Genomic DNA, 20,844 nt, shown 5'->3' with positions numbered 1-20,844 from the left:
TTTCGCATCGGCCCAATGTAGCGCGCGGCTTCGCTCCTGCGCCAGGCCCGCGGCGCTCGTCGACCATGGCGCGACAACCGGACACTTGATCCGGACGCCCGGACACAGGGGCCGCCGTACAGTCGTCCGCGAAGGAGATGACGATGCGGATTCTGGTGATGGGCAGTGGCGGCGTCGGCGGCTATTTCGGGGCGCGCCTGGCGCGCTCGGGTTGCGACGTCTCCTTCGTGGCACGCGGCCGCCACCTGGAAGCCATGCGCTCGACGGGCCTGCGGGTCGAGAGCCTCCTCGGAGAGATCCATCTTCCGCATGTCCAGGTCTCCAGCGACCCGGCCGACTTCGGTCCCGTCGACCTCGTGCTGTTCGGCGTGAAGCTCTGGGACACGCAGGAGGCCGGGCGCATGCTGCGCCCGGTGCTGCGCGAGGACACGGCCGTCGTCTCCTTCCAGAACGGCGTGGTGAAGGACGACATCCTCACGGACATCCTGGGTCCCGGGCACGTGATCGGGGGCGTCTGCTACATCGCGGCGACCATCGCCGAGCCCGGCCTGATCCGCCACACGGGCACCATGCAGAAGCTCATCTTCGGCGAATACGACGGCAGGCCGAGCACGCGCACGAGCGCCTTCCTGGAAGCCTGCCTGGCCGCGAAGATCGATGCGGCCGTGGACGCCTCCATCCGGCGCACCATCTGGGAGAAGTACGTGTTCCTGGTGGGCCTTTCCGGCGCCACCAGCCTGGCGCGCACGCCCATCGGTCCCGTTCGCGACCATCCCCGCGCACGCGCGTTCCTGCACGACCTCATGCACGAAGTCGTGCAGGTCGGACGGGCCCAGGGCGTGGACCTGGCACCGGATTTCGCCGACAAGCGGCTCGCATTCGTGGACACCTTGCCTGCGAGCATGAGCTCGTCGATGCATGGCGACCTCGAGCGGCACAATCCGCTGGAAGTCGAATGGCTGAGCGGCGACGTGGTGCGCCGCGGCCGCGAACTGGGCATCGCCACGCCATGCAATCGCGCCGTGTTTGATATCCTGTCGGTGCACAGCCAGGGCCGCGCCACGAAGCACATGGCATGAGCCGGCGTCCCGCAGGATGATCTCCCCGCTCTCGCCCACCATCGGCCAGCTCGTTCGCCTGCGTCGTGACCTCCACGCGCATCCCGAGCTGAAGTTCGAGGAGAACCGCACGGCCAGGGAGGTGGCGGCCTGGCTGCAGGCGCTCGGCCTCCCCGTGGAGCGCGGCCTCGGCGGCACCGGGCTGGTCGCGACGCTGCGCGGGGACGGACCCGATGCGGACGACCCCGCGCGCGCCATCGGGCTGCGCGCCGACATGGATGCGCTGCCGATGCAGGAAGCGAACACCTTCGGGCACGCCAGCGCGCATCCCGGCCGCATGCACGCCTGCGGCCATGACGGCCACACCGCGATGCTGCTCGGCGCGGCAACGCTGCTGGCCAGCCAGCCGGACTTCAACGGCACCGTGCACTTCATCTTCCAGCCCGGCGAGGAGGGCGGCGCCGGGGCGCGCAGGATGATGGAGGACGGGCTTCTCGAGCGCTTCCCCATGCGCGCCGTGTTCGCCCTGCACAACTGGCCGATGCTGCCCGCCGGGCAGATGGGCGTGCGGGTCGGCCCCATCATGGCCGCGACCTTCCGCTTCGAGATCCGCGTCCGCGGCCGGGGCGGACATGCCGCGCAGCCGCATACCACCGTCGATCCGATTCCCGTCGCCTGCGCCCTGGTCGGCGAACTGCAGACGCTGGTCTCGCGCGCCGTCGATCCGCTGGACAGCGCGGTGCTCACGGTCGCCAAGGTCGAGTCCGGCTCGGTGGAGAACGTCATTCCCGACGAGGCCGTCATCTACGGGACCTGCCGCGCGCTGCGCCCGGAGACGCAGCAGTTGCTGGTCGAAGGCCTGGAGCGCATCAGCACCTTCATGGCGCAGGCGCATCGCGCCACCGCGCAGGTGATCATCAAGCCGGGTTATCCGGCGACCGTGAACCATCCCCACGAGGCAAGGTTCATGGCGCGGGTCATGGCCGAGGCGGTCGGCGCGGCCAACGCGCACGCCGACGTGGCGCCCGCGATGACGGCCGAGGATTTCGGCTTCATGCTGGAGCGGGTGCCGGGGGCCTACGGGTTCATCGGCAACGGCACGGCCGGCCAGCCCGTCGTCCATCTCCACAGCCCGGCCTACGACTTCAACGACGACATCCTCGCGCCCGGCGCGGCTTTCTGGCAGCTGCTCGTGCGGCGCTGGTTCGAGAGCGACGACAACATCCGAAGGGAGGATCCCCCATGACATCCCGCCGAGCGGCCCTGCAGCTGGGCCTGGGTTCCATCGCGGCCATGGTGCTGCCGCAGGCGGCCCGTGCGCAGGCACCGTGGCCGACGCGGCCGTTGAAGATCATCGTGCCCTATCCGGCCGGCGGCGTGAACGACGTGGTGACGCGCATGCTGGGCGAACACCTGCGCCCGCTGCTCGGGCAAGCCATCGTGGTGGACAACCGCGCCGGCGCCGGCGGAACCATCGGCATGGATGCGGTGGCGAAGGCGGACGACGGCCACACGCTCGCCTTCGCGGCGGTCAGCCCGCTCACGCTGAACCCGCACGTGATGAAGGTGCAGTACGACCCGCTGAAGGACTTCGTGGCGGTGGCGTCGGTGATGTACTCGCCCGTGTACGTGATGGCGACGCCCCGGTTCAAGGGCGCGAGCTTCCGCGACGCCATCGCGATGGCCAAGGCCGCGCCGGGCAAGGTGAGCATCGCGAGCTCCGGCTACGGCACCCTGGGCCACGTGATGATCGAGCAGATCCGGCGCAAGTCGGGGGCCGACCTGACGCACGTGCCGTACAACGGCGGCAGCCAGCTGATCACCGATGCGGCGGGCGGCCAGTTCGACCTGTTCGTCGCCAACCCCTTCGCGCCCATCAACAACCTGATCGCCGAAGGCAAGCTGCGCGTCCTGGCCGTCACCGGCCCGCGCCGCCTGCCCGCGATGCCGAAGGTGCCCACGCTCGCGGAGCTGGGCTATCCGGAGGCGAACCTCACCTCCCACTTCGGCTTCTACGCGCCGTCCTCGATGCCGGCGGAGCACGTGCAGCGCTTCAATGCGGCCGTCAACCAGGTCCTCGCGGACAAGGACGTGCGCGAGCAGCTGCGCAAGCTCGACAACGTCGTGAGCACGGGCACGCCGCAGCAGTTCGCCGCGACCATCGCGAAGGAGTACGCCGCGAACGCGAGCATCGTCAAGGCGGCGAACATCAAGGCGGAATAGCCAGCAGGGCTACTCCCGCACGAGGCGTGATGCCAGGTTGTCCCGCGCGTTCATCAGCGTGGGCAGCATCGCCGTGCGGAACTCGCTGAAGCTCATGCGCTCCGCGCGCACCGAGATGCTGAGCCCCGCGACCGTCTTGCCGTCGCGGTCGATGACCGGCACGGCCATGGAGCGCACGCCCATCTCCAGCTCGCCGTCGTTGCCCGCCCAGCCCGATTCGCGGCACTGGCGCACGCGGGCCAGCACCTCATCGGCCGCGTAGACGGTGCGCGGGGTCAGCGGGACCCGACGCATCGCGCGCACCCGGCGCGCCGCTTCCTCGGGCGGCAGGCTCGCCAGCAGCACGCGCCCGATCGCCGAGCAGTAGGCGGGTAGCCGCGTGCCGATCCCCATCCCGGTCGAGAGGCTCCTGCGCGCCGTGGAGCGGGCGATGATGATCGCGTCGTCGTCCAGCAGCTTGCCCAGCGATGCCGACTCGCGCGTGCGCTCGGACAGGGCGTCCAGCAGCGGCTGGGCGATCTGCGGCGTCGGCCGGGAGGACAGGTAGGCATGCGCGACCAGCAGCGCCCGCGGCCCCACCCAGAAGCGCTTGCCGTCGCTCTCGAGGTAGCCGATCGCCAGCAGCGTGTGCAGCGATCGCCGCGCCGATGCGGGTGAGCTTCCGGTCAGCCGGGCCACTTCGGACAGCGTCAGCTTGCTCGCGCGGTGGCCAAAGCAGGTCAGCACCTGCAGGCCCTTGTGCAGCGCCGTGACGAAATCCTTGTCCCCGGCCGCCGCCGGCCCGTCCGTCTGCTGGATTCCATTTTTGCGCATCGCGCAATTCTCGCTGGTCTCGCGGGCCCAGCGCACGCACACTGGGGTGTCCCGCAGAAATCGACCTGCCCAGGAGATATTCCATGACCCATTCCGTTTCGCGCCGCACCGTGCTCGCCTACGCCGCCGCCATGGCGGGCGGCGCCGCCACCACGGCTTCCTTCGCGCAGCAACCGGCCAAGCTCGTGAGGATCGTCGTGCCGTATCCCGCCGGCGGCACCGCCGACATCCTGCCCCGCGTGCTGGTGGAGAAGATCCGCAGCGCCTATCCCGCGGGCATCGTGGTGGAGAACAAGTCCGGCGCCGGCGGCAACATCGGCGCGGAGTTCGTCGCCCACGCGGACCCCGATGGCACCACGCTGCTCGCGTCGCCGCCCGGCCCGATCGCCATCAACCAGCACCTCTACAAGTCGCTCAGCTTCGACCCGGTCAAGTGGGTCCCGGTGACCGTCATCGCCACCGTGCCGAACGTGCTGGCCGTGCGCAAGGGGCTGCCGGTCAGCAACGTCACGGAGTTCGTCGCCTACCTCAAGGCCAATCCGGGCAAGGTGAGCTATGCCTCGCAGGGCAACGGTTCGACGTCGCACCTGACGGCTTCGATGTTCATGCAGCTGACGGGCACGCAGATGCTCCACGTGCCGTACAAGGGCACCGCGCCGGCGCTGGTGGACCTGGTGGGCGGCAACGTCGACGTCTTCTTCGACAACATCGCCTCGTCGGCGCAGTTCCACCTGGGCGGCAAGGTGAAGATCCTCGCCGTGGCCGACGAGCAGCGTTCGCACCTGCTGCCGGACGTGCCGACCTTCGTCGAATCGAAGATCCCCGGCATGGTCGCCGTGACCTTCTTCTCCATCGTCGCGCCGCCCGGCACGCCGAAGGAAGCCGTGGACTACGCGTACAGGAATTTCGCCGCCGCCCTGCAGGCGCCGGACGTGCGGCAGAAGTTCGCGGAGCAGGGGGCCACGCCCGGCGGCTGGGCGCCCGAGAAGACGGCGGAGTTCATCCGCGGCGAATCGGCCAAGTGGGCCCGCGTCATCAAGACGGCGAACGTGACTGTGGGATGAGCATGCAGGAACAGACGATCCATTGGCGCGGGCCGGAACTCACCCGCGTTCCCTTCGATTTGTACACGGACGGCGACGTCGCGCGCCAGGAGCAGGAGCGCGTTTTCCGCGGCGCGACCTGGAACTACCTGTGCCTCGACGCGGAACTGCCCGAGGCGGGCAGCTACCGCACGACCTTCGTCGGCGAGACCCCGGTGGTGGTGGTCAAGGACGTCGACGGCGAGATCTACGCCTTCGAGAACCGTTGCGCCCACCGCGGCGCGCTGATCGCGCTGGAGAAGTCGGGCAGGGCGGACAACTTCCAGTGCGTCTACCACGCCTGGAGCTACAACCTGCAGGGCGACCTGACCGGCGTGGCCTTCGAGAAGGGCGTCAAGGGCAAGGGCGGCATGCCCGCCAGCTTCTGCAAGGAAGAACACGGCCCGCGCAAGCTGCGCGTGGCGGTGTATTGCGGCCTGGTGTTCGGCAGCTTCAGCGACGACGTGCCCTCGATCGAGGAATACCTCGGCGACGAGATCTGCACCCGCATCGAGCGCGTGCTGCACAAGCCGGTGCAGGTGATCGGCCGCTTCACGCAGGCGCTGCCGAACAACTGGAAGCTGTACGTGGAGAACGTCAGGGACAGCTACCACGCGAGCCTGCTGCACCTGTTCTTCACGACCTTCGAGCTCAACCGGCTCTCCCAGAAGGGCGGCGTGATCGTCGACGAGAGCGGCGGCCACCACGTCAGCTTCTCGATGATCGATCCGGCCGCGGCCGACGCCTCGTACAAGGAACAGGGCCTGCGCACCGACACCGAGAACTACCGGCTGAAGGATCCGAGCCTGCTGGCTGGCTTCGAGGAGTTCGGTGACGGCGTCACGCTGCAGATCCTCTCGGTCTTCCCCGGCTTCGTGCTGCAGCAGATCCAGAACTGCCTGGCCGTGCGCCAGGTGCTGCCCAAGGACCTGGACCGCACCGAGCTGAACTGGACCTACATCGGCTATGCCGACGACACGCCCGAGCAGCGTGCCATCCGCCTGAAGCAGCTGAACCTGGTGGGGCCGGCCGGCTTCATCTCCATGGAGGACGGCGCCGTCGGCGGCTTCGTGCAGCGCGGCATCGCCGGCGCGCAGGGGCTGGAGGCGGTGATCGAGATGGGCGGCGACGGCGTGGAGTCCAGCGAAGGGCGTGCCACCGAGACTTCGGTGCGCGGCTTCTGGAAGGCCTACCGCGCGCACATGGGAGCCTGAGCATGATCGACACCCTGGCGCTGTGCGCCTTCAACGCCGCCTATGCGCGCGCGATCGACACCGATGCGCTGGAGCAATGGCCGGCCTTCTTCGCCGCGGACTGCCGCTACCGCATCACCAACGTGGAGAACGAACGCGAAGGCCTGCCCGCGGGCATCGTCTACGCGGACTCCCGCGCCATGCTGGAAGACCGCGTCGCCGCGCTGCGCGAGGCGAACATCTACGAGCGCCACCGCTACCGCCACCTGCTGGGCATCCCGCTGGTGGAGTCCGCCGATGACAAGGGGGCGACCGCGCGCACGCCCTTCATGGTGGCGCGCATCATGGCCACCGGCGAGACCATGCTGTTCGCGACGGGCGAATACAGCGACCGCTTCGTGAAGGAGGGCGGCAAGCTGCTGCTGGCCGAACGCGTCGCGATCTGCGACAGCAACGTCACCGACACGCTGCTGGCCCTTCCGCTGTGACCCCGCCCGTCCGCCGCATCGCGCTGTCCACCGGCGATCCGAACGGCATCGGGCCGGAGATCGTGCTGAAGGCGCTGCGCGAACTGCGCGGCGAGGACAGCCTGCGCATCTCCGTCTTCGGTCCGCCGGAGGTGCTGGAGGCGGCGGCCGCCGCGACCGGCACGCAGGACGTGCTGCGTGCGATCGACCTGCGTCCGGCCGGTGCCTTGCCGGCGGGCGCCAGGCGCTTCGGCGAAGTGAACGCCGAGGCGGGCGCGAGCGCGGTGGCGGCGGCGACGGCGGCGATAGAAGCCTGCCGCGCCGGCGAATTCGACGCGGTGGTCGCGGGCCCGCACCACGAGACGGCCATCCACCGGGCCGGCATTCCCTTCAGCGGCTACCCCTCGCTGGTGGCGCGCGTCTGCGGCCAGCCGGAACACAGCGTCTTCCTGCTGCTGGTCGGCGGAGGCCTGCGCATCGTGCACGTGACGCTGCACGAGAGCGTGGCCACCGCACTGGCGCGCATCACCCCCGAGCTGGTCGCCGCGGCGACGCAGGCGGGCGTGCGCGGCTGCCGCATGATGGGCCTGGCGCAGCCGCGCGTGGCGCTGTTCGGCATCAATCCCCACGCGTCCGAGGGTACGCTGTTCGGACCGGAGGACGCCGAACGCGTGGTTCCGGCCGTGCGCGTGCTGCACGAAGCCGGCCTCGACGTCACCGGCCCGCAGGGCGCCGACGTGCTGCTGGCCGACCGCGGGCACGACCTGTACGTGGCCATGCTGCACGATCAGGGCCACATCCCCGTGAAACTGCTGGCGCCGCAGGCGGCCAGCGCGATGTCGATCGGCGCCGACGTGCTGCTGGCCAGCACGGGCCACGGCAGCGCGATGGACATCGCCGGCACCGGCACGGCGCGCCCCGACGCGCTGCTGCGCAGCCTGCGCCTCGTCGGCGGCATCTCCTGAGAACACGATGGCTTTCGACATCCACATCGCGGACAGCGACGTCCGCTTTGCCTGCGACCCCGGGCAGAACATCCTCGACGCCGCCCTGAAGGCGGGCATCGAGATGCCGTACTCCTGCCGCAAGGGCGTCTGCGGCAACTGCGCCGGCGGCGTGCGCGCGGGCGAGGTGCAGTGCCCGCCCAGCGAGGCGACGCCGGCCGGCCAGGTCCTTTACTGCCAGTGCGTGCCGCAAGGCGACCTGGAGATCGTGCCCGAGGCCTGGCACCGCTTCGACCCCGCGGCACGCAAGACCTTCACCGCCAAGGTGTTCCGCAACACGCTGGCGGCGCCCGACGTGAGCGTGCTGCAGCTGCGCCTGCCCGCGGGGCAGCGCGCCAAGTTCAAGGCGGGCCAGTACCTGCAGGTGGCGCTGCCTGACGGCAGCCGCCGCTCCTACTCGATGGCGAACCCGCCGCACGAGAGCGACACGATCCAGCTGCACATCCGCCACGTGCCCGGCGGGCAGTTCACGCAGATCGTTCCCCGCCTGAAGAGCGGCGACACGCTCCAGCTCGAGCTGCCCTTCGGCAATTTCGAGCTGCGCGAGGAGTCCACGGCACCCATGCTGTGCGTGGTGGGCGGCACGGGCTTCGCCCCGGTGAAGTCGCTGCTGGACGACATGGTGAAGAAGGGCGTCCGCCGGCCGGTGACGCTGCTCTGGGGTGGCCGCAACCGCGACGGCATCTACCTGCCGGCGGCGGTGGAGCGCTGGAAGAAGCTGTGGCCGCAGTTCAGCTTCGTGCCCGTGGTGGAGGACGCCGCGGATGCGCAGGCGCTGGGCGGATTTCATGGACGGGTCGACGCCGCGCTGCGTGCGCAGGCCCCGGACTCGCTGGCCGGGCACGAGGTCTATTGCTGCGGCTCGCCCGTGATGGTGGCGGCCGTGCGCAAGGTGTGCGTGGAGGAACGGGGCCTGGACCCGCATCACTTCTTCAGCGACGTGTTCGTGCCTGGGCCGGCGGCGACCTAGTTGCGGGGTGCCTGGCGTCCGAGATGCGCGGATTTGTCCCCTGGCGTCCGGACATCGCGGGATCGACGGGACCGCACGGCACGCAGGCCCTAAGCTGGCCGGCCGCCATTCGCTGGAGCTACCGTGACCAAGTTCGTCGTCCGGGTCGAACTCATCGACCCCCCGAGCGCAGACGCCCGTCCCATCGACGAAGAGCTGCACAGGCAGATGCAGGATCGGGGTTTCGCGCGCTCGTGCCCGTGGACCTCTTCGGGCGAGCGGTGGCTGCCCGAAGGGACGTACATCCTGGATGCCGAGCTCCGGTCCGCCGAAGTGGGCGCGCGAGCGAAGGAGGCCGTGGCCGCCGCCGGCCGGAACGCCCGGCTCTTCGTGGTCCCGGCCACGGACGGCTGGTGGGCCAGCGACCTCCTGCCCGTCGAGCAGGCGTGAAGCAGGGCTGGGCCCTGCCAGGCCCCGCGGCAGAGCACGTTCAGCCGCTGTCCGACGCCAGGTTCCGCCATGGCTGACTCCATGCCGCTTGCCGGCGGCGCAGGATGCTCTTCATTGCTCCGCCTCGGCGGACCCCACCTGAAGGAGTCATCCGCAATGTTCGGCAAGAAAGACCATACCGCCATCAAGAGCCTGATCGCGCAAGGCACGCGCGTGGAAGGCGACATGAGCTTCGAAGACGGCCTGCGGGTCGACGGCGAGGTGCTCGGCGCCATCCACGGCAAGGGCGGCGGCGGCAGCCTGCTGGTGATCTCCGAGGGCGCCGTGGTGCAGGGCGGCCTCAAGGCCGACCACGTCATCATCAACGGCACGGTCAACGGCCCCGTGGAGGCGCGCGAAGTGCTGGAACTGCAGTCCCGCGCCAGGATCGAGGGCGACGTCCAGTACGCGGCCCTGGAGATGCAGCAGGGGGCCACCATCCTCGGCCAGCTGCGGCCGCTGGCCATGGCGGACGAAGAGAAGCCGCTGATCCGGCTGGCGGCGAAGGCCGGCTGAGGCGCGCGGCCTCAGGGCCGTAGCTTCTGGCGGAATTCGATCTCGACGCCGTCCTCGAGCACGGTCAGCGTGCCGGGCTCCAGTCCCATCGTGTCGGGCAATGCGAGTTCGCGTTGCGTGAAGCGGTGCAGGACTACCTCGCCGGGGATGCCGGCGAGCAGGGGCCGCGCCATGCTCTCGATGGCATCGGCGACGTCCGGCGCAAGTCCCGGCAGCCGCACGCTGTCCACCTCCGGGTCCGTTCCCCGCAGCGTGCGATCCGACGCTTCGTAGCGCAAGGCGAAGAGCAGGTCCGCCTGCCCGCGCACCCGGTCGCGCAGGGCAGGGCCCGCGAGCTCCAGTTGCAAGGCGGCGCCGATCTTGTTGCGCGTCGGGGCCAGCAGAAGGGCCGGGGCGCTGAGTTCGAGCTGCAGCAGGCCAGGCGCGGTGAGGCGCAGGGGAAAGCGGGCAGACAGCGCCTCGAACAGCTGCGAAGCCGGGATCTTGCGATGCGGTCGCGGCGCCTGCGGCTGGGCGAACGAGCGCACGGCGGGCCAGGCGGCGATCGCGAAGGTCAGGAGCCGTCGGTGCATGGCCCCATTCTGGCCCGGGCTCGGGAAACAAAAAGCCCGCCACGAGCGTCGTGGCGGGCTTTCCTTGTGGTCCTGGTGCCGGAGAGAGGAATCGAACCCCCGACCTTCTCATTACGAAGGCCACCGGGAAGACCTCTCTCTCGAAGGCGATGCCCCGTTTCGTAGCCGATGAGCTGTCAGAAGCTACGTCGGAGCTACGTATGGAATCGTTGATTGAGCTGGAGGCGCTGGCCGAAGAAATTCAGGCCTTGGCGTCGTTGTCGTGTGATGCAGGGCGCGGTGACGCTCTCGTATGGTTGGAGGCATCCAAGCGCCTGGCACGCGCCGTTGAGGCGGTGGGAACCGAGTTCCGTGGGATGCGGCGGTCTGAGGGCGCGCAATGAAGCCGCCTCGACTTCCGGCGCGCGTTCGTATGGAGCTGTTGCGCGAAGGCGAGCGCATGGCGCGCGAGCAGGGCCTCGACCGACTGTTGGGCGAGGGCTTCCGGGTGTTGGTGCGCTTCGATGCGCCGATGCGAAAAATCGTTTTCTCATTCCGGGCAGTGGACGATGTTTCGCCAGATGGCGTGGATGCCGGCTGGATTTGCTTGCGCTGAGTGAGTAGGTCGCGGTAGCATTCGGCCTGCAACTCACGGGTATGGCGTCCCGGTCACGAAAACGCCCGCCGTGAATCCTCGCGAGCCTCCAAGTGGGCTGAGGCGCGGCATCAGAACCGAATGCTGTTGCGAACCTCCCTTAACCCGGGTTCGCTGCGGCGTGTCTCACCACTTCCGACAGCGAACCCCATTCGATTGGAGTTCGCATGCTTTCATTTGGACTTGCCGAGGGTGGCGCGGCGCGGCCGGGCCAGCGCAGCGCCGCACGCGCCGCGCCGCACGAACCCCGTGTAGTAACCACGGGGAGAAAGAACGCCAAAGCCGCAGGGGCTGCGTGGTGGGGAGTCGACCAGGACACCGGCGAGGATGTGCAGATCGTCGCAGCGGGGCGGCGGGTGACTGCCGTGCGGCATCTTTCCACTGTCGAAGCTGCGCCGCGTGAAGGCGCGTTCATTGACGCCGTTGCCTTTTCGGTCATCCCACCTGCGGAGCTTTCCTATACGTGGTTGCTCCAGCAGATGCAGCGGTTCTTGCCCATCGAGCGCCTGGAGATGCGGCGCGGCCTCTTTGGCTTCGCTTCGTCTGCGGGCTTCGGTGATGGTGCAGGATTGGTCGCATGGGGTGGAGACTCGCAGCGCGGCCGGGTGTATTTCAGCCTGATGGGCAAAGGGTGTGCCCTGGTCAGCGATTGGGCCGGCCTTCAGGCGTGGCTGGAGAAGCATCGGGCCGTGTTGAAGCGCGCCGATGCCGCGTATGACGACTTTGAGGGCAGGGCTGTCAGCATCGCCTGGGCAGAGCAGCAGTACAGGCAAGGCGGGTTCAACGCTGGCGGGCGCAAACCGTCGCACTCGCTCTATGGCGACTGGTTGGATGGTGACCAGTCAACGAAGGGCCGCACACTGGCCATTGGCAATCGCGCCAGCGGCAAGTACGCGCGCATCTACGAAAAGGGCAAGCAGCTCGGCGACGCGGTGAGCAAGTGGACGCGCGTCGAGGTCGAATGGCGCGCTCAGGACCGCCACATTCCCTATGACATCCTCACGCGCCCAGGGCACTACCTGGCCGGAGCCTATCCGTGTCTGGCGTTCGTGAGCGAGGTCCAGTCGGTCATCAAGACCGTGACGAAGAGTGCTCAGGTGGCATTCGATAAGGCGGTGGAGACCGCCAAGCAGCACGCAGGCAAGCTGGTGAACCTGCTGCTGGAGGTTGTCGGCGGCGACTATGCCGAGGTCGTCAACCGGTTGAAGCGCCCTGGCATTCCGGCTCGTATCGACCCCTACAGCTACCACGTGCAGCGCAATCCGGGAATGCTGGACTGGCAGCAGCGGGGAGCGCCGGCATGAGCCTCTACAAGCGGAAGGACTCGCCCTACTGGTGGGCGAAGCTGCCGGCGATCAAGGGAGAGCTGAAACCTCTGGTTTTCAGCACTGGAACGGGTAACAAGCGGCAGGCGCAGCAGCTGCACGACAAGATGCAGAGGGAGCGCTGGGAGCAGAACCACCTTGGCGCGAAGCCTCGCAAGACCTGGGACGAGGCGGCCGAGCGCTTTCTGGCCGAGACTTCGCACAAGCGCACGCAAGCCTGGGACAAGTCCATGCTGCGGTGGTTCCACCCGCACCTAGGGGGGAAAGCCCTGGCAGACATTAACCGGGCCCTGCTCGATGAAGTCAGGGGGAAGCGCGCAAAGGGCGTAACGCCTGGAACGGTGAACCGCTACATGGCCCTGGTGCGAGCGATCCTGCGCCGGGCTTGCTACGAGTGGGAATGGCTGGACCATGTGCCTAAAGTCGGCATGATGCGCGATCGCGGCGGGCGGATTCGGGCGCTGAATCGGGACGAGTTCGCGCGGCTGGTGGGAGAGCTGCCGGAGCACTTGCGCGACATGGCGGTGTTCTCGGTGGCGACCGGCCTGCGGCAGGGCAATGTGACGAAGCTGCAATGGAAGCAAGTCAGCCTGGAGCGCCGGCACCTTTGGATTTCAGCGGACCAGCACAAGAACGGGCAGCCGCACGGCGTGCCGCTGAACGACATGGCCATGGAGGTGCTGCTACGGCGGGCGGGCGATCACCCGACCCACGTGTTCAGCTACGAAGGCAAGCCGATTGTCCAGGTGAACACGAAGGCTTGGCGCAATGCGCTCAAGCGCGCGGGCATCGAGGATTTCCGCTGGCATGACCTGCGGCATACCTTCGCCACTTGGCACCGGGAGGCGGGCACGCCGACCCATGAGCTTCAGCGGCTCGGAGGCTGGAAGACGCAATCAATGGTGGAGCGCTATGCGCATGTTGCGCCGGAAGGATTGCAGCTTGCGGCGGCGCGCTTGGATGCGCTGTTGGGCGCACGCGCTACCCCGGTCGTTTCGCATGCGCAAATCCCGCAACGTGAGCGAACTCCATGAGATTCGCTTTCACGTGGTCCGCGAGTTCTCGGGCGCGTCGGCCGCTGTCCTGCCACCACTGCGGGGTCACGGGCTTGGTGATGGGGCGGATGCGACCGGCCGCCTTGAAGGCGCGCGCACGGGCTGCACGGATGGCACGAAGCACGCGCGAGCCGGGCCGTTTGGTGGCCCATTTGAGCGTGGTCCCGAACGGCAGCGGCAGCTGGAGTGCCATGGCAGAGGGGAAGCGCAGGAAGTTCTTGGCGATCATCAGACGGCTCCTTCAGCAGCCGCTTCCTCGCTCCCCTCGCAGGGCGAGGGGCGGGGGGGAGTGGGTTGGTGGCGCGTCAAGAAAAAGCCGGCTTGCTGCCGGACCTCGAAAAAAAGACTCCCCCGTTGCGCCCCTCACTCGCGTGCGGGGTCAACGGGGGAGTCTTCGAGGTCTGGCGGCGAGCCGGCTTTTTCCGGAGGGAGTCCCCGCGACGGGCAGCGGGCGTGCCAGAGCGAAGCGGCAAGGCCGTAAGGCCGACTGGCGCGACCGATGCAGCGGGGACGGGTCGCAGGGCAGGGCGGGCGAGTGCAGGGCTTGCCTGGGCCTGCTCGACCTGGAGATAATGGGTAGCGGTTACGAAACGGCTACGTGGAAACGGGGGTGACCGTGACAGCCACCCCCGTTTTTCATTGTGGTGCCGGAGAGAGGAATCGAACCCCCGACCTTCTCATTACGAATGAGCTGCTCTACCGACTGAGCTACTCCGGCGAAGCCCGCAATTATAGCGGCTCAGCTGGCATGGTAGGCCGTCACCCGCTCCACTTCGTTCTTCGACCCCAGGATCACCGACACCCGCTCGTGCAGCTGCTTCGGCTGGATCCCCAGGATCCGCTCCCGCCCGTTGGTGGCGGAGCCGCCGGCCTGTTCGACCAGCCAGCTCATCGGGTTGGCCTCGTACATCAGGCGCAGCTTGCCCGGCTTGCCGGGCTCGCGCTTGTCCCAGGGGTACATGAAGATGCCGCCGCGGGTGAGGATGCGGTGGACGTCGGCGACCATGGAGGCGATCCAGCGCATGTTGAAGTCCTTGCCGCGGGGGCCTTCCTTGCCGGCCAGGCATTCGTCGATGTAGCGGCGCACCGGGGCGTCCCAGTGGCGCATGTTCGACATGTTGATCGCGAATTCCTTCGTGTCCTCGGGGATCTTCACGCCTTCCTGCGTCAGCACGAAGCTGCCCTGCTCGCGGTCCAGCGTGAACATGGCGACGCCGTCGCCCAGCGTCAGCACCAGCGTGGTCTGCGGGCCATAGATGCAGTAGCCGGCCGCCACCTGCTGCGTTCCGGGCTGCAGGAAGTCCTGCTCGGTCACGGCCTGGCCGTGGCCGTTCTCGGGTTTCTTCAGCACGCTGAAGATCGTGCCGATGCTCACGTTGACGTCGATGTTGGACGAGCCGTCCAGCGGGTCGAACAGCAGCAGGTATTCGCCCTGCGGATAGCGGTGCGGCACGACGAAGATGCCTTCCATCTCCTCGCTCGCCATGGCGGCCAGGTGGCCGCCCCATTCGTTGGCCTCGATCAGCACCTCGTTGGCGATGATGTCCAGCTTCTTCTGCACCTCGCCCTGCACGTTCTCGCTGCCGGCGGTGCCCAGGACGCCGCCCAGGGCACCCTTGTTCACGGCGTGGCTGATGCCCTTGCAGGCGCGCGCCACCACTTCGATCAGGAGGCGCAATTGGGCGGGGACGCGGTCGCCGGCGTGCTGCTTTTCGACCAGGTAGCGGGTGAGGGAGATCTTGGCGGTCATTGCCGCCATTGTGTCATGCGGCCCCGTGCAGATCGAAGGCCGGCAGCTTCTTCGCCACCGCCACGTTCTCCAGCGTCGCGTACACCGGCAGGCCGCCCTCGAAGCGCGGGTAGTCCTCGCCCTCGATCAGCGGGCGCAGGTAGCGCTTGCAGGCCTCGGTGATGCCGAAGCCGTCGTCGCTGATGAAGTCGCGGGGCATGAACTTCTCGCGGTTGGCCACTTCCGCCAGCGGCGCCGTGCCGATGCGGTAGCGGTAGGGCGCGTCGGCCAGCCGCTCGATCGTGGGCATCACGGCGTTGCGCCCATCCAGCGCCAGCTGCACGGCGGCCGCGCCCACCTCGTAGGCCTGCTGCGCGTCCGTCTTCGACGCGATGTGGCGGGCGGCGCGCTGCAGGTAGTCCGCGACGGCCCAGTGGAACTTGGTGCCCAGGGCCTGCTTCACCATGCCGGCCACCACGGGCGCGGCGCCACCGAGCTGCGCGTGGCCGAAGGCGTCGCGCGTGCCCTGTTCGGCGAGGAAGGTGCCGTCCGGGTGGTGGGCGCCCTCGGACACCACGATCGTGCAGAAGCCGTGCTTCTTCACCAGCGCATCGACGCGCGCGAGGAACTTCTGCTGGTCGAACGGGACTTCGGGGAACAGCACGACCACCGGGATGCCCTGGTCCTCCACCAGCCCGCCGGCCGCGGCGATCCAGCCGGCGTGCCGGCCCATCACCTCCAGCACGAAGACCTTGGTGGAGGTCTTGGCCATCGAGCGCACGTCGAAGGATGCCTCGAGCGTGGAGACCGCCACGTACTTGGCCACCGAGCCGAAGCCGGGGCAGCAGTCGGTGACCGGCAGGTCGTTGTCGACGGTCTTGGGGACGTGGATCGCCTGGATCGGATAGCCCATGGCCTCGGACAGCTGGCTCACCTTGAAGCAGGTGTCCGCGGAGTCGCCGCCACCGTTGTAGAAGAAGTAGCCGATGTCGTGGGCCTTGAAGACCTCGATCAGCCGCTCGTACTCGCGCCGGTTGGCCTCCAGCGACTTGAGCTTGTAGCGGCAGGAGCCGAAGGCGCCCGCGGGCGTCGTGCGCAGCAGCGCGATGGCCGACGCGCTCTCGCGGCCCGTGTCGATCAGGTCCTCGGTGAGCGCGCCGATGATGCCGTTGCGCCCCGCGTAGACCGTGCCGATGCGGTCGGCGTGGGCGCGCGCGGCCTCGATGACGCCGCAGGCCGAGGCGTTGATGACCGCGGTGACCCCGCCGGACTGGGCATAGAACGCGTTCTTCTTCCCCGCCATCGCACGCCTCCTTGGGCGGCGGCCTCAGTCCGCGAGCGCGCGGGAGACCACCTCCCTGACATCATTGCTCAAATCCGGCTTGGCGGCCACCCGGGCGATCGCCTCGCGCGCGGCGCTGCGCTGGGGCTCCGCCAGCTTCTTCCAGCGGTCCAGGGCGCGCGCCAGGCGGGCCGCCACCTGCGGGTTGATGCCGTCGAGCTCCATGACGCGCTCGCTCCAGAACTGGTAGCCGGCCGCGTCGGCGCGGTGGAAGCCGCCCGGGTTGCCGCTGCAGTAGCTGAAGATCACGCTGCGCGCCCGGTTCGGGTTGCGGATGTTGAAGTCCGGGTGCCGCATCAGCTGCTTCACGAGGGGCAGGATGTTGCCGCCGCGGTCGGGCGCGCCCGCCTGCAGCGCGAACCACTTGTCCAGCACCAGCGCCTCGTTCTTGAACAGCGCGTGGAAGCGCTGCAGGGCCGGGGCCGCCAGCTCGTGGCCGCTGGTGACCAGGGCCGCCAGCGCGTTGAAGCGGTCCGTCATGTTGCCGGCGTCCTTGAACCGCTGGTAGGCCTTGCCGGGCCAGACGGCGTCGCCCGAGGTGCGCGCGGCCAGGCACAGGTGCGTGAGCGCCAGGCCGGCCAGGGCGCGGCGGCCGCTCGACACCGGGTCGGGGCGGTAGGCGCCGTTCTCGCGGTGCGCCTCGTAGGCCCATTCCCAGTCGGCGAACAGCGCCTGCGCCAGCTGCGCGCGCATCGCCTCGCGCACCGCGTGCACGCGCTGCGGATCCACCACGTCCAGCTGCTCGGCGATGTAGGTCTCGGCCGGGAGCGTCAGCACCAGGTCCTTGAAGGCGGCGTCCAGCGCCGGGTGGCGCAGCACGGTGCGCATGGCCTCGACGTAGGGCGCGTCCAGCTGCACCTCGGTCTCGCCGCGGATGCAGGCGAGGGCGCGCGCCGTCGCGAGCCGCTGCGCCGCCTCCCAGCGGTTGAACGGGTCGCTGTCGTGCGCCAGCAGCGTGAGCAGCTGGGTGTCCGTGTAGTCGTATTCCAGGATCACCGGCGCGCTGAAGCCGCGCAGCAGCGAAGGCACGGGCTCGGCGGCGTAGCCGGGGAAGGTGAGCGTCTCGCTTTCCTGCGTCAGCACGTGCATGCCGCTCGTGAGCTCGCGGCCCTCGGCGTCCAGCATGCCCAGCGCGATCGGGATCACGAAGGGCTCCTTCTGCTCCTGTCCCGGCGTCGGCGGGCAGGACTGCGAGAGCGCCACGGTGTAGATGCCGGAGACGGCGTCGAAGTTCGTCTGCACCCGCACGCGCGGCGTGCCGGCCTGGCTGTACCAGCGCTTGAACTGCTCCAGGCGCTGCGCCAGCGGCGAGCCGGGGTTGGCGTCGGCGATCGCCTGGGCGAAATCGTCGCAGGTGACGGCATGACCGTCGTGCCGCTGGAAGTACAGGGTCAGCCCGCGGGCGAAGCCTTCACGGCCCACCAGGGTCTGCATCATGCGCACGACCTCGGCGCCCTTCTCGTACACCGTCACGGTGTAGAAGTTGTTGATCTCCAGGTACTGGTCGGGCCGCACCGGGTGCGCCATCGGGCCGGCGTCCTCGGGGAACTGCGCCGTGCGCAGCACGCGCACGTCCTCGATGCGCTTGACGGCGCGCGCCGAGGCGTCGCCCGCGAGATCCTGGCTGAACTCCTGGTCGCGGAAGACCGTGAGGCCTTCCTTCAGCGACAGCTGGAACCAGTCGCGGCAGGTCACGCGGTTGCCGGTCCAGTTGTGGAAGTACTCGTGGCCGACCACCGACTCGATGTTGGCGAAGTCGGTGTCGGTGGCCGTCGCCTGGCTGGCCAGCACGTACTTCGTGTTGAAGACGTTCAGGCCCTTGTTCTCCATCGCGCCCATGTTGAAGTCGCTGGTGGCGACGATCATGAAGCGCTCGAGGTCCAGCGACAGGCCGAAGCGCGCCTCGTCCCAGGCCACCGAGGCCATCAGCGAATTCATCGCGTGTTCGGTCTTGTCCAGGTCGCCGGGGCGCACGTAGACCTGCAGCAGGTGGTCCTTGCCCAGGCGCGACGCGATGCGCTGCTCGCGGCACACCAGCTCGCCGGCGACCAGCGCGAACAGGTAGCTGGGCTTGCGGTGCGGGTCCACCCACTTCGCGTAGTGGCGCCCGTCGTCCAGCTCGCCCTGTTCGACCAGGTTGCCGTTGGACAGCAGCACGGGGTACTTGCGCTTGTCCGCGCGCAGCGTGACCGTGTAGCTGGCCATCACGTCGGGCCGGTCCAGGAAGTAGGTGATGCGGCGGAAGCCCTCGGCCTCGCACTGGGTGAAGAAGGAATCGTTGCTGACGTACAGGCCCATCAGCTTGGTGTTCTTCGCCGGCGCGCAGGTGGTGAAGATCTCCAGGTCGAAGGGCTCGTTGCCCTCCGGCAGGTTCTCCAGCACCAGCTGGCCTTCCTCCATCTTGAACGAGGTGCCCTGGCCGCCCACGAGCACGCGGGCCAGGTTCAGCTCCTCGCCGTCCAGGCGCAGGGGCTGCGGCACCACCTCCGGATTGCGGCGCAGGCGCATGCGGTTGAGCACGCGGGTCTTGGCCGGGTCGAGGTCGAACACCAGTTCGACCGTGTCGATCCAGAAGGCCGGCGGCTGGTAGTCCGCCCGGTGGATCACCTTGGATGTTCCTTCACGCATGCAGGCTCTCCAGGAAGTGTTGGTTCATGAGTTCTCGGAAGTCGCGCGCGTGGGCGACGACGTGCGCGCCGGCGAGTTCTTCTTCCGTGTGGGTGGTGCAGAGCGCGACCGCGCGCATGCCGGCGCGCCCCGCTGCCTCGATGCCGAAGGGCGCGTCCTCGAAGACGATGCACTGCGCCGGCGGCGTGCCGGTGCGGCGCGCCGCTTCCAGGAACAGGTCGGGCTGCGGCTTGCCGGCGATGCCTTCGTCGCCGCGCACCACGGCGTCGGGCGCGTGGGCGAGCTGCAGGCGGCCGAGGGCGAACTCGAAGTTCTCGCGGTCGCCGGCCGTGGCCACGGCGAACTTGAGGCCGCGCGCGTGCGCCTGCGCGACGAACTCGCGGATGCCGGCGACGGGCCGGAAGTCCCGCGCGAAGAAGTCACGGTAGAGCGCTTCCTTTTCGCCTATGAGTTCCAGCGCGCGCGCGTCGGGGACGTCGTCGCCCATCAGCACGCGGATGCATTCGACGCCGGTGCGGCCGGTGGTGCGGCGCAGGACTTCATCGACCGGGAGGTCGATGCCGTGGCGGCGCGTGAAGACCTCCCAGGCCCTGGCATGCGCCGGCATGGAGTCGACCAGGGTGCCGTCCATGTCGAACACCAGCGTCGCTACCGCCGTCATACGCCCTGCTTGAGGGACGCCTCGATGAAGGCGTCCAGGTCGCCGTCCAGAACCTTCTGCGTGTTGGAGATCTCCACGCCCGTGCGCAGGTCCTTGATGCGGCTGTTGTCCAGCACGTAGCTGCGGATCTGGTGGCCCCAGCCGACGTCGGTCTTGGAGTCCTCCAGCTTCTGCTGTGCCTCCATGCGCTTGCGCATCTCGAAGTCGTACAGGCGCGAGCGCAGGCGCCGCCAGGCGACGTCGCGGTTGCTGTGCTGCGAGCGGCTGTCCTGGCATTGCACCACGATGCCCGTGGGGATGTGCGTCAGGCGCACCGCCGAATCGGTCTTGTTGATGTGCTGGCCGCCCGCACCCGAGGCGCGGAAGGTGTCCACGCGCACGTCCGCCGGGTTGATGTCGATCTCGATCGAATCGTCGATCTCGGGATAGACGAACACGCTGGCGAAGCTCGTGTGCCGGCCGCCCGAGGAATCGAACGGCGACTTGCGCACCAGGCGGTGCACGCCGGTCTCGGTGCGCAGCAGGCCGAAGGCGTAGTCGCCCTCGATCTTGAGCGTCGCGCCCTTGATGCCCGCCACGTCGCCGGGCGTCTCGTCTTCCACCGTGTACTTGAAGCCCTTGCGCTCGGCGTACTTGATGTACTGGCGCATCAGCATCCCGGCCCAGTCGCAGGCCTCCGTGCCGCCGGCGCCGGCCTGCAGGTCCAGGAAGCAGTTGCTCGGGTCGGCCGGCTGGTTGAACATGCGGCGGAACTCGAGGTCCTTGACGGTCTGCTCCAGCTTGGCGGCTTCGGCCTCGATGGTCGCCAGCCCGGCCTCGTCGCCTTCCTCCTTGCTCATCTCGTAGAGCTCGAGGTTGTCCGACAGCTCGCGTTCCAGCGTCTGCAGCGTCAGCACGACGTCGTCGAGCTGCTTCTTTTCCTTGCCCAGCTCCTGGGCCTTCTTCGGGTCGTTCCAGACCGCGGGATCTTCCAGGGCGGCGTTGACCGTCCTCAGGCGCTCCGACTTGGCATCGAAGTCAAAGATACCCCCGGAGTTCGAGGGTGCGGGCCTGCAGGTCTTCCAGGGTGGTACCGATCAGGTTGATGCGTTCTGCTTCCATTTT

General features: G+C 68.7%; 21 protein-coding genes and 1 tRNA gene. 13 read left to right on the top strand and 9 right to left on the bottom strand.

What is annotated here, in order from left to right:
• Positions 1-137: 137 nt before the first annotated feature.
• The 3 genes from ACY0MJ_RS12375 to ACY0MJ_RS12365 are packed head-to-tail and all read left to right on the top strand — an operon-like array spanning position 138 to position 3,281.
• Positions 138-1,079, top strand: coding sequence for a ketopantoate reductase family protein (locus tag ACY0MJ_RS12375; RefSeq protein ID WP_462638763.1), 942 nt, complete (start codon positions 138-140; stop codon positions 1,077-1,079).
• Positions 1,080-1,095: 16 nt separating this feature from the next.
• Entirely contained in the window at positions 1,096-2,304 is a 1,209-nt protein-coding gene (locus ACY0MJ_RS12370; protein WP_462638762.1) for a M20 aminoacylase family protein, read from the top strand.
• Positions 2,301-3,281, top strand: a complete 981-nt coding sequence (locus ACY0MJ_RS12365) for a Bug family tripartite tricarboxylate transporter substrate binding protein (protein WP_462638761.1) — start codon at positions 2,301-2,303, stop codon at positions 3,279-3,281. Before ACY0MJ_RS12370 ends, ACY0MJ_RS12365 begins: the two co-directional genes overlap by 4 nt.
• A gap of 9 nt (positions 3,282-3,290) precedes the next feature.
• Here ACY0MJ_RS12365 and ACY0MJ_RS12360 read toward each other — a convergent pair whose 3' ends face one another.
• Positions 3,291-4,094: an IclR family transcriptional regulator domain-containing protein gene (locus ACY0MJ_RS12360; protein WP_462638760.1), complete on the bottom strand. Its 804-nt coding sequence runs from the start codon at positions 4,092-4,094 to the stop codon at positions 3,291-3,293.
• A gap of 83 nt (positions 4,095-4,177) precedes the next feature.
• On the opposite strand from ACY0MJ_RS12360, the gene ACY0MJ_RS12355 reads away from it, so the two are divergent.
• The 7 genes from ACY0MJ_RS12355 (at position 4,178) to ACY0MJ_RS12325 (ending at position 9,794) form a co-directional block, all read left to right on the top strand.
• Entirely contained in the window at positions 4,178-5,158 is a 981-nt protein-coding gene (locus ACY0MJ_RS12355) for a Bug family tripartite tricarboxylate transporter substrate binding protein (RefSeq protein ID WP_462638759.1), read from the top strand.
• 2 nt (positions 5,159-5,160) lie between these two features.
• Entirely contained in the window at positions 5,161-6,390 is a 1,230-nt protein-coding gene (locus ACY0MJ_RS12350; RefSeq protein ID WP_462638824.1) for a Rieske 2Fe-2S domain-containing protein, read from the top strand.
• Between the two features lie 2 nt (positions 6,391-6,392).
• Positions 6,393-6,857 carry an aromatic-ring-hydroxylating dioxygenase subunit beta gene (locus ACY0MJ_RS12345; protein ID WP_462638758.1) on the top strand — a complete coding sequence of 155 codons (465 nt, stop codon included), beginning with the start codon at positions 6,393-6,395 and terminating at the stop codon, positions 6,855-6,857.
• Complete coding sequence (locus tag ACY0MJ_RS12340; RefSeq protein ID WP_462638757.1) at positions 6,854-7,801, top strand: PdxA family dehydrogenase; 948 nt, start codon at positions 6,854-6,856, stop codon at positions 7,799-7,801. Before ACY0MJ_RS12345 ends, ACY0MJ_RS12340 begins: the two co-directional genes overlap by 4 nt.
• A gap of 7 nt (positions 7,802-7,808) precedes the next feature.
• Positions 7,809-8,810: an FAD-binding oxidoreductase gene (locus ACY0MJ_RS12335; protein WP_462638756.1), complete on the top strand. Its 1,002-nt coding sequence runs from the start codon at positions 7,809-7,811 to the stop codon at positions 8,808-8,810.
• A gap of 123 nt (positions 8,811-8,933) precedes the next feature.
• Positions 8,934-9,239, top strand: coding sequence for a hypothetical protein (locus tag ACY0MJ_RS12330; protein ID WP_462638755.1), 306 nt, complete (start codon positions 8,934-8,936; stop codon positions 9,237-9,239).
• A gap of 156 nt (positions 9,240-9,395) precedes the next feature.
• Positions 9,396-9,794 carry a bactofilin family protein gene (locus ACY0MJ_RS12325; RefSeq protein WP_462638754.1) on the top strand — a complete coding sequence of 133 codons (399 nt, stop codon included), beginning with the start codon at positions 9,396-9,398 and terminating at the stop codon, positions 9,792-9,794.
• Positions 9,795-9,805: 11 nt separating this feature from the next.
• On the opposite strand, the gene ACY0MJ_RS12320 is transcribed toward ACY0MJ_RS12325, so the two are convergent.
• Positions 9,806-10,366: a DUF1439 domain-containing protein gene (locus tag ACY0MJ_RS12320; RefSeq protein ID WP_462638753.1), complete on the bottom strand. Its 561-nt coding sequence runs from the start codon at positions 10,364-10,366 to the stop codon at positions 9,806-9,808.
• A gap of 379 nt (positions 10,367-10,745) precedes the next feature.
• Between ACY0MJ_RS12320 and ACY0MJ_RS12315 the strand changes: the two genes are divergently transcribed.
• The 3 genes from ACY0MJ_RS12315 (at position 10,746) to ACY0MJ_RS12305 (ending at position 13,359) form a co-directional block, all read left to right on the top strand.
• Positions 10,746-10,961, top strand: a complete 216-nt coding sequence (locus ACY0MJ_RS12315; protein ID WP_462638752.1) for a hypothetical protein — start codon at positions 10,746-10,748, stop codon at positions 10,959-10,961.
• Positions 10,962-11,167: 206 nt separating this feature from the next.
• Positions 11,168-12,304 (top strand): replication initiation factor domain-containing protein, encoded by a 1,137-nt coding sequence (locus ACY0MJ_RS12310; RefSeq protein ID WP_462638751.1) that lies wholly within the window; start codon positions 11,168-11,170, stop codon positions 12,302-12,304.
• Positions 12,301-13,359: a tyrosine-type recombinase/integrase gene (locus ACY0MJ_RS12305; RefSeq protein WP_462638750.1), complete on the top strand. Its 1,059-nt coding sequence runs from the start codon at positions 12,301-12,303 to the stop codon at positions 13,357-13,359. The genes ACY0MJ_RS12310 and ACY0MJ_RS12305 overlap by 4 nt, the downstream gene beginning before the upstream one ends.
• Here ACY0MJ_RS12305 and ACY0MJ_RS12300 read toward each other — a convergent pair.
• From ACY0MJ_RS12300 to prfB, 7 genes are all read right to left on the bottom strand, one after another.
• Positions 13,307-13,609 carry a hypothetical protein gene (locus tag ACY0MJ_RS12300; RefSeq protein WP_462638749.1) on the bottom strand — a complete coding sequence of 101 codons (303 nt, stop codon included), beginning with the start codon at positions 13,607-13,609 and terminating at the stop codon, positions 13,307-13,309. The genes ACY0MJ_RS12305 and ACY0MJ_RS12300 overlap by 53 nt on opposite strands.
• A 413-nt stretch (positions 13,610-14,022) precedes the next feature.
• Positions 14,023-14,098: transfer RNA gene (locus ACY0MJ_RS12295), tRNA-Thr, on the bottom strand.
• A 21-nt stretch (positions 14,099-14,119) separates the two neighbouring features.
• Complete coding sequence (locus ACY0MJ_RS12290) at positions 14,120-15,130, bottom strand: class 1 fructose-bisphosphatase (protein ID WP_462638748.1); 1,011 nt, start codon at positions 15,128-15,130, stop codon at positions 14,120-14,122.
• Positions 15,131-15,143: 13 nt separating this feature from the next.
• Entirely contained in the window at positions 15,144-16,412 is a 1,269-nt protein-coding gene (locus ACY0MJ_RS12285; RefSeq protein WP_462638747.1) for a 6-phosphofructokinase, read from the bottom strand.
• A gap of 24 nt (positions 16,413-16,436) precedes the next feature.
• Positions 16,437-19,079 carry an aminopeptidase N gene (gene pepN / locus ACY0MJ_RS12280; protein ID WP_462638746.1) on the bottom strand — a complete coding sequence of 881 codons (2,643 nt, stop codon included), beginning with the start codon at positions 19,077-19,079 and terminating at the stop codon, positions 16,437-16,439.
• Positions 19,072-19,740 (bottom strand): HAD family hydrolase, encoded by a 669-nt coding sequence (locus ACY0MJ_RS12275; RefSeq protein ID WP_462638745.1) that lies wholly within the window; start codon positions 19,738-19,740, stop codon positions 19,072-19,074. The genes pepN and ACY0MJ_RS12275 overlap by 8 nt, the downstream gene beginning before the upstream one ends.
• Positions 19,737-20,841 (bottom strand): peptide chain release factor 2 gene (gene prfB, locus ACY0MJ_RS12270; RefSeq protein ID WP_462638744.1). Its coding sequence is split into 2 segments (ribosomal slippage): positions 19,737-20,759 and positions 20,761-20,841, totalling 1,104 coding nucleotides; the frame shifts between segments, so codons are not numbered across the junction. The genes ACY0MJ_RS12275 and prfB overlap by 4 nt, the downstream gene beginning before the upstream one ends.
• Between the last annotated feature and the right edge of the window lie 3 nt (positions 20,842-20,844).

Source organism: Ramlibacter sp. bp-362 (genome assembly GCF_054956735.1).
This window is presented reverse-complemented; position numbering and strand designations above follow the sequence as displayed.